General features: G+C 57.0%; 8 protein-coding genes and 3 pseudogenes. All 11 read left to right on the forward strand.

The features are described 5' to 3' along the window. Positions 1 to 167: 167 nt before the first annotated feature. The 11 genes and pseudogenes from AAHB66_RS10990 to AAHB66_RS11040 all read left to right on the forward strand — a co-directional run bounded on the left by AAHB66_RS10990 (position 168) and on the right by AAHB66_RS11040 (position 15,254). Positions 168 to 1,245 (forward strand): annotated as a pseudogene (locus tag AAHB66_RS10990) (Fic family protein). Between the two features lie 120 nt (positions 1,246 to 1,365). After that, positions 1,366 to 2,943: a methyl-accepting chemotaxis protein gene (locus tag AAHB66_RS10995; protein ID WP_347116456.1), complete on the forward strand. Its 1,578-nt coding sequence runs from the start codon at positions 1,366 to 1,368 to the stop codon at positions 2,941 to 2,943. A gap of 63 nt (positions 2,944 to 3,006) precedes the next feature. Beyond that, positions 3,007 to 3,933 carry a glutaminase B gene (gene glsB / locus AAHB66_RS11000; protein WP_347116260.1) on the forward strand — a complete coding sequence of 309 codons (927 nt, stop codon included), beginning with the start codon at positions 3,007 to 3,009 and terminating at the stop codon, positions 3,931 to 3,933. Positions 3,934 to 4,156: 223 nt separating this feature from the next. Further along, a pseudogene (locus AAHB66_RS11005) lies at positions 4,157 to 5,566 on the forward strand (diguanylate cyclase). A gap of 191 nt (positions 5,567 to 5,757) precedes the next feature. Beyond that, positions 5,758 to 6,741, forward strand: a complete 984-nt coding sequence (locus AAHB66_RS11010) for a diguanylate cyclase (protein ID WP_347116261.1) — start codon at positions 5,758 to 5,760, stop codon at positions 6,739 to 6,741. 100 nt (positions 6,742 to 6,841) lie between these two features. Continuing rightward, positions 6,842 to 7,759 carry a sensor domain-containing diguanylate cyclase gene (locus AAHB66_RS11015; RefSeq protein WP_347116262.1) on the forward strand — a complete coding sequence of 306 codons (918 nt, stop codon included), beginning with the start codon at positions 6,842 to 6,844 and terminating at the stop codon, positions 7,757 to 7,759. Between the two features lie 81 nt (positions 7,760 to 7,840). Next, a complete protein-coding gene (locus AAHB66_RS11020; protein ID WP_347116263.1) occupies positions 7,841 to 8,368 on the forward strand; it encodes a GNAT family N-acetyltransferase in 528 nt (175 codons plus the stop codon). Positions 8,369 to 8,486: 118 nt separating this feature from the next. Beyond that, entirely contained in the window at positions 8,487 to 9,938 is a 1,452-nt protein-coding gene (locus AAHB66_RS11025) for a tagaturonate reductase (protein WP_347116265.1), read from the forward strand. A gap of 287 nt (positions 9,939 to 10,225) precedes the next feature. Next, positions 10,226 to 11,141 (forward strand): annotated as a pseudogene (locus AAHB66_RS11030) (bestrophin family protein). Positions 11,142 to 11,348: 207 nt separating this feature from the next. Then, positions 11,349 to 14,114: a hypothetical protein gene (locus AAHB66_RS11035; RefSeq protein ID WP_347116266.1), complete on the forward strand. Its 2,766-nt coding sequence runs from the start codon at positions 11,349 to 11,351 to the stop codon at positions 14,112 to 14,114. A gap of 144 nt (positions 14,115 to 14,258) precedes the next feature. Further along, a complete protein-coding gene (locus AAHB66_RS11040) occupies positions 14,259 to 15,254 on the forward strand; it encodes an alpha/beta hydrolase (RefSeq protein ID WP_347116267.1) in 996 nt (331 codons plus the stop codon). Positions 15,255 to 15,283: the final 29 nt, after the last annotated feature.

Here is a 15,283-nt window from a genome sequence, read left to right on the forward strand (position 1 = left end):
GATTGTTCAGCGCTGCCAGATAGAAACCTTGAATAAAAATAATTACAGCTTCGACATGTTTGCGACATATGTCGACAAAATGCATTTTTTTAAACATATGTGCGTGACATGTTTATGCCATCGACATAAAATGACTATATGTCGATAAAAATGGGTTTTTTAAACATATGAGCTGGGATCCTGCTGTACCCTATAACGAACTTCCCGCGCTCCCCCCCCGATCTGGATAGCATTGAAACACGCAAAGTACTTAAAGCCTGTATCAGTGCGCGCGCAGCGATTGCAGAGCTAAAAACCGCGGGTGAGTTGATACCTGATCAAAGTTTGTTGATAAATATCCTTCCAATGCTGGAAGCAAAGGACTCTTCCCGTATTGAGAATATTGTGACCACCAGCGATCAGCTTTTTCAGTTCGTTGACCGTGCTGAAAATGCCGATCCCGCCACAAAAGAAGCGCTACGCTATCGCACCGCGTTACACAATGGGTATCTTCATCTCAACGACTACCCTTTATGTACCAATACCGCGATAAAAATTTGTACCGCGTTGCGAGCCGTGCAGACCGATATTCGTAAGACACCGGGTACAGTTTTGCGTGACCAGTATAAGGATGTGGTCTACACCCCGCCGGTTGGCGAAACAACTATCCGTGATCTTCTGGCTAACTGGGAGCGCTTTCTTCATGCAGAGGATGATATCGATCCGCTGATCAAAATGGCAATCTCCCATTATCAGTTTGAATGCATCCACCCTTTTCCCGACGGTAACGGACGAACGGGACGGATCCTGAATATCCTGTATTTGATCCAGACGGGATTATTGTCATTACCGATTCTCTATTTGTCTCGTTTCATTCTGGAAAGGCGTAACGATTACTACACCTTATTGCGTAGCGTGACTGCGAATGGGGATTGGCAGTCATGGATCCTCTTTATGCTCGAAGCGGTAGAGAATACGGCGATATGGACAACGAAGAAGATCGCAGTCGTGAGGGCGCTGATGGCGGAAACCACTGGGTTCGTGCGTAAGGAGTTACCTAAAATTTACACTCATGAACTGGTGCGGGCACTCTTTGCACAACCCTATTGCCGGATTGAAAATCTCGTCGAGTCTGGCGTGGCAAAACGACAAACGGCGTCATCATATCTCAAGCAACTGGTTAAGATCGGTGTGCTTGAGGAAATGAACGTTGGGCGTGAGAAGTTGTATATTAATACCCGATTATTACTCGAATTAAATCATTAATATCCTGAAGGGGATTAACGAGACCAGTTCCTCCTGCCCCTTTTCATCTCCCTGAAATAGTTCTGTCATTTTCACTGCGTAGACTCGCCCACGTCTAAGGCATTGTTAATGAATACAATTATGAACTTAACCAAAATTTTTCGCCGCATTACTCCCCGGCAGTTTGGTTTGCTGGCGGGGATCTTCTGCATTATCGGGCTCTTTTCCGCCCTGCAAATCTCTTCTTCGGTTTTACTTTCCGTCTCGCTGCGTGATGCCCAGCGCAATGAACAGCGTAACCAGATGGCGTACCTGCAACAGGCGAAGGTCGATCAGGCCCGGATCTCGCTGCTGGCGGCGAGCGATCTGCTCAACCGCGCGGGCGTTTACTTTATGCAGGATAAAGAGACCGGTTCGGACGGGAGCTGGCACAGCCTGATGGACGAGGCGCAGCAGGCATTACGGGATTCTCAGCAGGCCTGGCAGGCGTGGCAGGCGATGCAGCCGCCGCGGGATGAGGCGCTGCTCACCAGCTATCAGCTGTTCTTCGATGCCATCCGTGAACAGGCGGACGGGCTGGTCAACAGCCAGTCGATTGACGCCTTCTTCGCCGTACCCGCCCAGGCATTCCAGGCGGACTTCAACGATAACTACGCCCGCTATCAGCAGGCCAGCGTCCAGCGCGCCGCAGAGGGGCGCCAGCTGCTGACCGCCAGTCTCTCCAGCCTGCAATCCCTGTTCCTACTGGCCCCGGTGGTTCTGCTGGCGATCGCGATAGTGGTGTGGTTTGCGATGTCGCGCTGGGTGATCGTGCCGCTGCGTCGCCTTATCGCCCATATCAATCTGCTGGCGGCGGGGGATCTCTCCTCGCCGCCGCCGGGCGTGAAGCGTTTCAACCGCGAGATTGCACAGCTTGGCGACAGCGTCGATACCCTGCAGCAGGGGCTGCAGCAGCTGGTGACCGAGGTCAGCGAGGCGACCACCTCGATGGTGACCAATATCGGGTCGCTGGCGGAGGGGAATCAGAAACTGTATCACCAGTCGGCGCGTCAGGCGCAGGAGCTGAAAGAGGTCACCGCGCACATTGCTGACCTGGAGACCCACGTCGAGGGCAACAGCGGCTACGCCAGGCTGGCAAGCTCGCGGGCGGACGAGGCGCGGGAGATGGCGGCGGGCGGGGATCGCATGATGGAGACGGTGAACGCCTCGATGGCGGCCATCGTGGAGCGATCTGCCGAGATGCGCGGCATTGTGGCGATCATCGATAACGTGGCGTTTCAGACCAATATTCTGGCGCTGAATGCGGCCATCGAAGCGGCGCATGCCGGAAATCAGGGGCGCGGTTTTGCGGTGGTGGCGCGGGAAGTGGGCCTGCTGGCGCGCAAAAGCAGCCACTCGACGCAAACCATTCAGCAGCTGATTAACCACTCGCTGCAGGGTATCGAAGATGGCTCGAAAGCGGTCACCCGGCTGGAAGATAACCTGCAGCAGGTGATCGGTCTGGTGGGCAATCTCTGCAGCTTACTGAATGAGATCTCCGTTGCCACTCTCAGCCAGGGGGACAGCATTCATCGCATGACCGGCCAGCTGCAGGCCCTGAACCAGGTCGCGCACCAGACCGATGAACTGGTGAATACCGCCTCCGTAGCCTCCCGGCGGCTGCACGATGAATCCGGCCTTTTATTACAGGCGGTATCGCGGTTCCGACTTCCTGCCTGACGTCATCCATAAGCCTCTGTTATACTCGCAGGCCGTTTTTGGCCTGTGAGCAAGGAGCAACCGATGGCTGCGAACATCAACAATCAGATGCTGGAAGCCATTCTGGCGCAAGTACGTCCTTTACTGGGTCAGGGCAAGGTGGCCGATTACATCCCGGCGCTGGCCTCGGTCAACGGCAACAAGCTCGGGATCGCCATCCGCACCGTGGACGGCCAGCGCTTCCAGGCCGGGGATGCCACCGAGCGTTTTTCCATTCAGTCGATCTCAAAAGTTCTGAGCCTGGTAGCGGCCATGCGCCAGTATGACGAGGACGAGATTTGGCAGCGTGTGGGGAAAGATCCCTCCGGCCAGCCGTTCAACTCCCTCCTGCAGCTGGAGATCGAGCAGGGCAAACCGCGCAATCCGTTTATCAACGCCGGGGCGCTGGTGGTGTGCGATATGCTGCAAAGCCGCCTCAGCGCGCCCCGTCAGCGGATGCTGGAGATTGTGCGTCAGCTCTCCGGAGTCAGCGATATTGCCTACGATACCGCGGTGGCCCGATCGGAATTCGAACACTCGGCGCGCAATGCGGCGATCGCCTGGCTGATGAAGTCGTTCGGCAATTTCCATAATGATGTGTCGACGGTCCTGCAAAACTACTTCCACTACTGCGCGCTGAAGATGAACTGTGTCGAACTGGCTGACACCTTTCTGTTTCTGGCCGCGCAGGGCTATGCGCCGCATCTCTCTGAGCCCGTGGTCACCTCGATGCAGGCCCGGCAGGTGAATGCCCTGATGGCAACCAGCGGCATGTATCAGAACGCCGGTGAGTTCGCCTGGCGGGTGGGGCTGCCTGCCAAATCCGGTGTTGGCGGCGGGGTGGTGGCGATTGTCCCGCACGAGATGGCGATTGCGGTCTGGAGCCCGGAGCTGGACGAGACGGGGAACTCCCTGGCGGGCGTCGCGGTGCTGGAACGTCTGACCCAGAAGCTGGGCCGCTCGGTCTATTAACCGGAACCTGTGCCGTGGATCTGACGGCACAACCGGTTTACCCCTTTTACTGAGTGGTGATCGTTACCCCCCCCAGTGTGATATATATTGTTGCCAAACTTTTAACATTTACCCGCGCGGGTAATAAATCATTGTTAAAAGCAACTCTATGGATTGATATTGCATGTCTTCTGCCTCCACCAGAACATTCGCGCTTTTTCAGCCGCAAAGCCCCTTGCGTAATATGGCGGGAATCGTTGTCCTGACCACGCTGTTCTATTTTATTGGCGCGCAGCTACGTCTGGTGGAGTCGCTGTCGATGTTCTGGCCGCTAAACGGTGTGATGGCGGGGGTATTTGCCCGTTACGCTTACCTGAACCGACTGCACTATTACGCGATTTCGTATATCGCCATGCTGGCCTATGACGCCATGCTGGCCTATGACGCCATCACCACCAACTGGGGCATCTCCTCGCTGGGGATTAACCTCTCGAATATGGTGTTTATTGTCACCGTTGCTCTGCTGGTCCAGCGCGACAGGCGGCTGAAAAACCGCACCCCGGATCCGGTGAATGCCCTGCGGCTGTTTAACTACTGTCTGCTGGCCGCGCTGCTGTGCGCCCTGCTCGGGGCGACGGTGTCCGGCGGGGTGGACAGTCGCGCCTTCTGGCCGCTGGTCGCCGACTGGTTTAGCGAACAGTTTTCTACCGGGGTGTTAATCGTTCCCTGCCTGCTGACCATTACCTGGCCCACCTTTAACCGGGCCATACGTGTCAGCCATTTGATGCCGGTGGTGTTACTGATTATCTCTGTCGTGGCCTCAGTCGCGATCGGCGGGGCCGGAGCGCTGGCGTTTCCGATGCCGGCGCTGATCTGATGCGCGGTCCGCTATTCGCTGCCGGCCACCTGTCTGTTGACCTTTGTCACCGGAACGGTGGAGATCACCCTGGTCGGCAACTCGATTATCACCATCGTGGCGACCACGCCGCTCACCACCCCAATGATGTTCTCCGCCCGTCTGGGGATAGCCACCATGGCCGTCTGCCCGGTGATGGTGTCGGTCAGCATGGCGGCGATCAACTCGCTGATCCGCCAGGTCTCCCTGCGCGCCGATTATGACTTTTTAACCCAGGTTTACTCCCGTTCCGGGCTGTATGAGGCGCTGAAGCGCGAGGAGGGAACGCGTAAAAGCCCGCTGCTGACCGTGATGTTGCTGGATATCGACTATTTCAAAAGCATCAATGACAACTTCGGTCATGAGTGTGGCGATACCGTGCTGGCGGCTTTTGCCCGCAAAGTACAGGAGACGGTAGGGAGCGAAGGGCTGGTGGCGCGGATGGGCGGCGAGGAGTTTGCCGTAGTGGTAAACACGACGTCGGCGCAACAGGGTTACGCCCTGGCAGAACGTATCCGCGCCACGATTGAACAATATCCGTTCAGCTGGCGTGAGCAGGCGCTGTTTTTGACCGTCAGTATTGGGCTGGGCAGTGGAAAATCGGATCCGTGGAAGCTGACGGAGATTTTTAACCGCCTGATGAGCGAAGCGGATGATTATCTGTATCGCTCGAAAAAAGCAGGCCGAAATCGCACCAGCGCGCGAATGACAGAGATAACGACTGCCGTCCAAAAGGCTGCGCCATCGGAACAGCTGTAATCGTTTGCCTGCCCGGCGAGAGGGCCATCACCATATATTCACAAAACTGATAAATGCCTTGATACGTATTTTATCCGTCAATAATATAATGGGGTGATTATATCGGAAAATTCGTGTGATGAACGGAACTGACAGACTCAGTAAACCCCCCTCGCGTGCCTGGCAGTCGGTTTATCAAACGCACGTTTCTGATGCGAGTGCTTGGAACATTTCTCTGCTTTATTCCCATTCTCTCTGTCCTGGTGGAACACCAACGTTCACCCTGGCTTATGGGTCTGCTGGGGATCAACGCCTTTATCTGGCCGACGCTGGCCTTCTGGCGCGCGCGTCGCTCCGCCACGCCCCTGACAACAGAACATCAAAACCTGGTGCTGGACGCCGGGGCAGGTGGTTTCTGGATCGCCATGATGGCGGCGAACCCGCTGCCCTCTGTCGCCATTGCCACTATCTTAATGGCCGACCGGCTGGCGGCCGGCGGATTCCCGTTAATGAAAAAAGCCGGTGCGGTGATGCTGGCGGTGTTTATGGCCAGCTGGCTGACGCAGGGGATGGCGCTGATCCCCTGGGTGTCGCAGCGCACCCTGTACGCCACGCTGCCGCTGATCGGGATCTATACCGTGGCATTGAGCGTGCTCACCAACAGTATCGCCATGCGGCTGCGCTTCAAATCGCGCGAGCTGGAACGCATTGCGATGATGGATCCGCTGCTCGATATTGCCAACCGGCGTCTGCTGGAGAAGCGAATCGATAATGAACTGCATAAGCTGCGGCAGACCTGCCGCGAATCGGCGCTGATGTTTATCGATATCGACAACTTCAAAGAGGTTAACGATCGCTTCGGCCATAAGGTGGGGGATATGCTTTTAGTGACAGTGTCACAAATATTGCATATTGCCACCCGACAGAGTGATACTCCGGCGCGGCTGGGCGGCGACGAGTTCGTGATCCTGCTGCCTGACACCACGCTCGACGAAGCGCACAGGGTCGCCAGCCGGATTATGGATGCCGCCGCGGTGATCGACGACGTGGCGGAAGAAGCTGTCCATTGTACGATGAGTATCGGTATCGCCATCGCCACCCGGGAGATGGGAAATGTCACAGACTGGTTACAGGCAGCCGACATCGCGCTCTATCAGGCGAAACGCGAAGGTAAAAATCGGATATTCGCCCATTGACCGGCCTCAGAATGCGCTAAGCTTTTAAAAAGCCTGACGTCCGGAGCCTGTATGAAATCCCCCCGCTTTACCCAAGAATGAAACGGCGCGTCTTAGCGCCTTGCGCGAATCCGGGCTGCTGGAGATCGAAAATCACCCGACCTATGACCGACTGACCCGACTGGCAAAGCGCCTGTTTGCGGTGCCGGTCGCGATGATCAATCTTGTTGATGAGCATGTTGTGGTGGTCAAATCCGCGGATGGCGCTGACGCCACCAACCTGCCGCGGAATCTCTCTTTTTGCGGCCATACCGTGCTCAACGAGACGCCGCTGGTGGTGCCTGACACCTTAGACGATGCCCGTTTTGCCGATAATCCGCTGGCGACCGACGACAATCCGGTGCGGTTTTATGCCGGTCATCCACTGCGTCTACCTAATGGCGCCACGGTGGGGTCGCTGTGCATCATCGACCATCAGCCGCGGCAGTTTTCCCCTGCTGATGTCGAAGCGCTGGCCGATCTGGCGGCGCTGGTGGAGGTGGAGTTCGCCGCGACCTGCGCTACCATCATCGACGATCTGACCGGGCTGTATAACCGCCGTGGCTTTCACCATCTTGCCACCTACGCCATTGGTGCCGCGCGCCGTCGGGCAGAGCCGCTGACCCTCGCCTGGCTGGATCTCGATCGCTTTAAGCAGATTAACGCCCGTTTTGGTCGCGCCGATGGCGACAACGCTCTGAAGGCGATGGCCGGGCTGCTGAGTTCTACCTTTCGGGAAGCCGATGTACTGGCGCGTTACGGCGGGGATGAGTTCGCGATCCTGTTTGCCAACAGCGACGAGAAGGGGGCTTGGATCGCCATGCAGTATCTCACCGAACAGGCTGCGGTGTGGAATGAGCATGCCGAATTCCCCTGGGCGCTTTCATTCTCTTGGGGCGTCATCGAGTTTAACCACGATCGCGACGATCTGGAGAGCTGGCTGAAAACCGCCGATCGGATGATGTACTCCATGAAACAGCAGCGCGGTACCGGATGCTGAGATAAGAAAATCCTCTGTCAGAGACTCTTGTGTTAAGAAAATGTAAAGCGCATGGTGATGCCGTTGATAAAAAGGAGAATAATGATGACATCACCGGCTATTCAGATCTTTTCCCGCGACGAGATCCTCGCCCACCTTCCTCAGTTAGCTGACATCCTGCACAGCTGCGTTACCGGCGGCGCGTCGGTGAGCTTTATGCTGCCTTACAGCCACGAGCAGGCCAGCGCGTTCTGGCGCGGCGTGGCCGACAGCGTCGGGCGCGGGGAGCGTACCGTACTGGTGTCGATCAATGCGGAGGGCCAACTCACCGGCACCGTGCAGCTGATCGTCGATCAGCCCGACAACCAGCCGCACCGTGCGGATGTCGCCAAACTGCTGGTTCACCAGAACGCACGCCGCTGCGGTGATGCCGGGCGATTAATGCAGGCCCTGGAAAGCGTGGCCCGGGACCAGGGTAAAACGGTGCTGGTGCTGGACACGGCAACCGGCAGCGGAGCGGAGACCTTTTATCAGCGGGCGGGCTGGCAGAAAGTGGGGGAGATCCCGCGCTATGCCCTGATGCCGGACGGTAAGATGACGGGCACCTCTGTGTTCTACAAATTCTTATAAATCCTGTCACAATTCACACCGTATTTGATCAAAACAGGGGTTCGTGGTCGTTAAGTTTTGATAAGTTATCGTACCAATCTTATCAGGCTGTATGACTAATCATTACAAGGACCCCATTGTGAACACACTGAACCGTCGTGATTTCCCCGGTGCTCTCTATCCTGAACGTATCATCCAGTTTGGTGAGGGCAACTTCCTGCGCGCGTTTATTGACTGGCAGATCGACCTGCTCAATGAACATACCGACCTGAACGCCGGTATTGCGATTGTCCGCCCGATCAAAAGCGATTTCCCGCCTTCACTGAGCACTCAGGACGGCCTCTACACCACCATTATCCGTGGCCTGAACGAGCAGGGCGAAGCGGTCAGCGACGCACGCCTGATCCGTTCCGTTAACCGCGAAATCAGCGTCTACGACCAGTACGATGAATTCCTGAAACTGGCTCACAACCCGGAGATGCGCTTTGTCTTCTCTAACACCACGGAAGCGGGGATCAGCTATCACGCCGGGGATAAGTTCGAGGATGCGCCTGCGGTCAGCTATCCGGCGAAACTGACGCGTCTGCTGTTCGAGCGCTTCAGCCATTTCAACGGCGCCGCCGATAAAGGTTGGGTGATCGTCCCCTGCGAACTGATCGACTATAACGGCGATGCCCTGCGCGAACTGGTGCTGCGTTATGCCGAGGAGTGGGCGCTGCCAGCGGCCTTTACCCAGTGGCTGAACGATGCCAACAGCTTCTGCTCGACCCTGGTTGACCGTATCGTGACCGGTTATCCACGTGATGAAGTGGCGCAGCTCGAAGCCTCTCTCGGCTATCACGATGCCTTCCTCGATACCGCCGAACACTTCTACCTGTTTGTGATCCAGGGGCCGAAATCCCTGGCGCAGGAGCTGCGTCTCGACAAGCTGGCGCTGAACGTGCTGATTGTTGATGACATCAAGCCGTACAAAGAGCGCAAGGTGGCGATCCTCAACGGGGCGCATACCGCCCTGGTGCCGGTGGCCTTCCAGGCCGGGCTGGATACCGTGGGTGAAGCGATGAACGACACGGAAATCTGTGCGTTTGTTGAAAAAGCCATTCATGAAGAGATTATTCCGGTGCTGGATCTGCCGCGTGATGAGCTGGCCTCCTTCGCCAGCGCGGTGACGGGCCGCTTCCGTAACCCGTACATCAAGCATCAGCTGCTGTCGATTGCTCTCAACGGCATGACCAAATACCGCACCCGCATTCTGCCGCAGCTTCTGGCAGGGCAGCAGGCCAGCGGTAAACTCCCGGCGCGTCTGACGTTTGCCCTGGCGGCGCTGATTGCCTTCTACCGCGCGGAGCGTAACGGCGAAAGCTACCCGGTGCAGGACGATGCGCACTGGATCTCCCGCTTCCAGCAGCTGTGGACCCAGCATCATGACCAGCAGATCACCACCCGTGAACTGGTGACGGCGGTACTGAGCGTCAGCGAACACTGGGAGCAGGACCTGACGCAGGTCAATGGTCTGGTAGAGCAGGTTGCGCAGGATCTGGATGCGATTTTGCATAAAGGCATGCGCGAAGCGGTTAAACCGCTGTGTTAATCCTTTAAATTTTGCCGGGTGGCGCTGCGCTTACCCGGCCTACAGAACTGACTCCCTCTCCCTTGAGGGAGAGGGTTGGGGTGAGGGGGAGCATACCGCAGATAACTTTGCTTCTTCTTCTCCATATTAGTTACAACATACTTTTACCTCTTCCTGTTACTCCACACCTCAACCCCGGTGCGGTCTGCTCTAAGCCTCGCAAAAACGTCATCATTTTTTAACATACTTGCAACCGTGACGACGATCACGTTTAATAGTCACCGCTCTTTTTTCCGATGAAGCTGACTATGATTGTTCGACCTCAACAGCACTGGTTGCGTCTGATTTTTGTCTGGCACGGCTCCGTGCTGACCAAAATCTTTTCCCGCCTGTTTCTAAACTTTTTGCTCTCTATCGTTGTGATCATTATGTTGCCCTGGTACACCTCGCTGGGCATCAGGCTGACGGTGGCGCCGTTCAGCATTCTCGGGGTCGCCATCGCGATCTTCCTCGGGTTCCGCAACAACGCCTGCTACGCGCGCTATGTCGAAGCGCGCCAGCTGTGGGGCCAGCTGATGATTGCCTCGCGATCGCTGTTCCGCGAAGTGAAAAACACGCTGCCGGACGATCCGGCGCTGGGTGAGTTTGTTCGCCTGCAGATTGCCTTTGCCCACTGTCTGCGCATGACCCTGCGCCGACAGCCGCAGGCCGACCAGCTGTCGAAGTATCTTTCCGAGGAAAACCTGCGCGTGGCGATGGACTCCAGTTCGCCAGCTAACCGCATCCTGCTGATCATGGGGGGAATGGCTGGCGGTCAGACGCCGGAAAGGGGAGCTGTCGGATATCCTGTTCCACAGCCTGAACATTCGTCTGAATGATATGTCGACCGTGCTGGCCGGCTGCGAGCGCATCGCCAATACTCCGGTGCCTTTTGCCTACACCCTGATCCTGCACCGCACCGTCTATCTGTTCTGCATCATGCTGCCGTTCGCGCTGGTCAGCGACCTGCACTACATGACGCCGTTCGTGTCGGTGCTGATCTCCTACACCTTTATTTCGCTGGATACCCTGGCCGAGGAGCTCGAAGAGCCGTTCGGCACCGAGAATAACGATTTGCCGCTGGATGCCATCTGCAATGCGATGGAAATTGATTTGCTGCAGATGAACGATGAGCCGGAAATTCCGGCGCGCAAACTGCCGGACAAGTATTACCAGCTGACGTAAGCGTGAAGAGCATCAGCCGCGTCCCGCTGATGCAAATCATTCTTATTTCCTGGTCATTCGCCCCTGCACGGCTGCTATAATTTGAACCTTTCAGAAAGCTATCATTCACCCCACTCCTGAACAGCAGCCTGACATGCGCCGTAGCGGGGGCGACGTGAACTGACGGAGGGGGGGGTATGTCCGATTATCTGCAACCGGAGATGATCGATGAGTATTTGTCGAGCCATTTTCCCGAACTTTGGCCATCCGCGTCGGACCGGGTTGTCTACTGCCAGCAGCATACCGGGGGGCGCCATTGAACTCTATGGCAATGCGGCCCTCGCGCTATCCGCGCCTCATCAGGCTCTCGCCGCCATCGCCGAACTACAACTCTCTTCCTGGATTAACCTGCTCGATGCCATCGGGCCGCTGAGTGCGATGATTGTTGCCGGGCAGGATCTCTACGCCACGGTAATCGGCTGCACCAGACATCATCACGGGCACCTGAATGTGCTGCGCGTTGTGGAGCAGGGCGACGGTCAGACACCGGCCAGTTTTGGCACCGAGGCCGAACACAACGCTGCCCTGCGGATACTGGCCACCCGGGACAATACGCAAAACCGGGTGGTGGTGATGGACGTGGCAGGCACCGATCTGGTCTTTGTGCAGGCCAATTTTCCCTGGACGCCCGCCGCCGCCTTCGATCTTAGCCTCTGTCGGCCATTGCCTGCGCTGTGCAATCTCATCATCCCCCAGCTGATTGCGCGCAAAGGCATTAGTGAGATTATTTTTGCCGACCAGGCTTCAGCCGATCGCGCGTATGGGATGGAGAATATGGAGCCTTATCAACCCCTGCTGCGCGTGGAGCCGGATCCCGATGCGCTGGCCGTCAGCAACCGCGACATGTTGCAGCAGTTGCTGGCCCATTCGCCCGTCGGCCTGGAAAATATCACCCATAAGGTGGGGGAATGGCTGACTACTGCCCGGGACCGTTTTCGTTTTGCCTCGCACGGTGCAGCTTCGCAAGCCGCCACCGCAGAGAAACTTCGTCTGCTGCGCCTCTTTTTGCAGCTGGTCCATACCCGGGATGTCGAAATAATTCGGGCGCTGAGCGCGGAACTGACGCAAAGTGTCAGTCCTGACGAGTTCACCTCCCGTTTGCGCCGGGCGGCATGGTTAATCGCCCATGCCAGACTGGGTGAGATTACGGCGGCCCACCAGCCCGATATTGATGTCCTGCTGATCACCTCTACGGACAACGATATCTGGTGGCAGCCTGCGATCGCCGCCTTAACCCAGCACTGGGTGCAATACGGCTTTCCGGACAACTGGCTGGCGCAAATCAACGATCGCGGCACCGCCGCGCTGCTCGACGTCTCCGCTGAGAACCCCACCAGCTATCAAAAAATTCGTACCGAGTGGCTGCGCCTGTTAAACGGCAATGAGCGGGACTTTATCCTGCCCTTTGCCGCCTTTAACGACGAGGTCGATCTCGGCGGCAACTACCGCAAGCTGCAAAGGCTGGTCGATAGTGCGTTAGCGGGTGAGGTGAGTAGTGCTGCTAAACATCCGTCCGGCAAACACAAAGCTTTGCTGGCGGAGAGGGAGAGAACGCAGTTTTATAGGCTGCTCACCTTCGACCGGGAATGTTACTCCAGCCAGATGATCCGCCGCCTGCTGGAGAAAGCGAAAACCGCCTGGGGCGCATCGAAAGAACATTTTACCGCGGAGTTTCTGTTCTTATTCAGCCGCGAGCAGGATTTTGCCCAGGCAGAACGCTGCGTCGGGGCGTGGATCAGCGCCTTTCCCGAGGATGATAACGCCTGGTTTTATAGCGGAACGCTGAAAAGAGAGGCCGGACAGCCAGAAGAGGCGCGTCGCTGCTTCCTGCACGCCGCGACGCTGACCGACTATAAAAAGCCGGCCTTAGTGGAGGCGGCGCTCTGCTTATGGTCGGCGGATAACATCGAGGGTGCGGAAGCCGAGCTTCAGGCGCTGATCGACCCGGCCGAACCCTATCCGCCTGCCTTTGCCGTGCTGGGGCTGATCGCGATTGTTGCTCATGACTATGCCCGGGCGTTAACGCTGTTTCGCCAGATCACCATCGACGACATCGACGCCAACGGCGTGCTCTATCCCTGGCTGCACTGTCTGCTGTTGCAGGAGGGATGGGAGGCGGCAGGCCGCGCCTTTAGCGAGAATGTTGCCCGGATGAGCGATCGGGAATTAGCGCTCTATATCACAGGGGCGACATTGACCCTCAGTGGCTCCGAACAGGGCTGTCAGATTGCCGCCCGGACCTTTGCACCGCTTTTAAAATTTGAAGAGCACTGGAACAGCGCCATCGACAGCGTGATCGCCTGCTGTTTTAAAAGCGGCGACTGGCAAACAGGTCGCGAGCTGGCGTTGCGGGCGTTAGCCAATCCGTGGGGCAGCGAATCGCAGGCCCTGCAGCTGGTGTACTCCTTTTTGTATCAACCCCAGGCGCAGGATTTTCCCAAAGGGTTTGCCCTCGCATCGGGCCTGGTGGCGCGGTTTCCGGACTCGTTTTTGCTGTGTAATCTGACCGGTGAGCTGGCGGAGGCTAACGGGCTGAGTGGTGAGGACTATTTCCGGCACGTTGCCGCTTTATTAACCCCGCTCCAGCGCGATGAGCGCCAGAATATGAGCCTGGCGCTGGCGCTCTGTAATTTGCGCCAGTTCTCCGAGGCTTATCAGACGCTTCCCGAGCAGGTCACCGAGCCTTATCAAATCCTCAGCCGGATCCTGATTGCCTGCGTCGCAGGCCTGAATAACATTGATGAGTTTTATTCTCTGGCCAAAGCGCAACTGGTTTCCGCCGAGTTTCTGGACGTCAAAGAGGCCCTGCATGTTCACCTGACGGATCTGGAACGCTATGGCCAGCGCGGTTTAATTCCCGACTGGCACCTCTACCACGCCATTGCGGCAGCGCTTTTCCCGCCGGAGGGGGATGCCGTTACGGATGAGCGTTAACTCAGTTTTCTGCAAGTTTGTATCACAGTGTATCTGCGCCGTATGGCGATACAGCACCTTGCAAAACGGGCAACTTTGTACATATTCGCCATACATCAGGGTGGTGAGATAAGCGGGTGAAATTCATAACCCGGAGATACCACCATGATGAACAAACTGGCTTACTCAACCCTGGCGCTGACCCTCTCTTTTGCGACCGTTTCCGCCTGTCAGGCCGAAGCGGCGGGCACCGACTATGCCACCGCTTTTAAACAGATCCGCCAGATTGACGCGGGCGATCTGAATATTGGCTATGTCGATATCGGCCCGAAAAACGGCGAACCGGTGATCCTGCTCCACGGCTGGCCGTATGATATTCAAAGCTATGCCCAGGTTGCCCCGGCGCTGGCGGCAAAAGGCTACCGGGTGATTGTGCCGTACAACCGCGGATTCGGAACGACGCATTTTCTGTCGCCAGCCACGCCGCGCAACGGTCAGCCTGCGGCCATGGCGAAAGACGTTATTAACCTGATGGATGCCCTGAAAATCAAACGTGCGGTCTTCGCCGGTTACGACTGGGGTGCCAGAACGGCGGATATCGTGGCGGCACTGTGGCCGGAACGCGTGAAATCGCTGGTTTCGGTGAGCGGGTATCTGATTGGTAATCAGAAAGCCGGGGAAAAACCGCTGCCGCCGCAGGCCGAGCTGCAGTGGTGGTATCAGTTCTACTTTGCCACCGAGCGCGGCGAGAAGGGCTATGCCGCCAACACCCATGACTTTGCGAAACTGATCTGGACTCTCGCATCCCCCGGCTGGAAATTCAGCGATGCCACCTTCAACGTCAGCGCCAAAGCGCTGGATAACCCGGATCACGTGGCGGTGACCATCAGCAACTACCGCTGGCGTCTGGGGCTGGAAAAAGGTGAGCGCCGCTACGACAGCTATGAACAACGGCTGGCGGCCGCCCCGACCATCAGCGTACCAACCATCACCATTGAAGGCGACAATAACGGCGCGCCTCATCCGGCGCCTGAGGTGTATGCCGCGAAATTCACCGGCAAATATCAGCATCGCACCTTTACCGGCAACATTGGCCACAATCCGGCGCAGGAAGATCCGCAGGATTTCGTCAAGGCGGTGGTGGATGCGGATAAGTTATAAGCAATCTATGCTATTTTTGGCGAATCGCT

Origin of the sequence: Leclercia sp. S52, from assembly GCF_039727615.1 — a bacterium.
In the GTDB taxonomy this organism is placed as follows: Bacteria; Pseudomonadota; Gammaproteobacteria; order Enterobacterales; family Enterobacteriaceae; genus Enterobacter; species Enterobacter adecarboxylatus_B.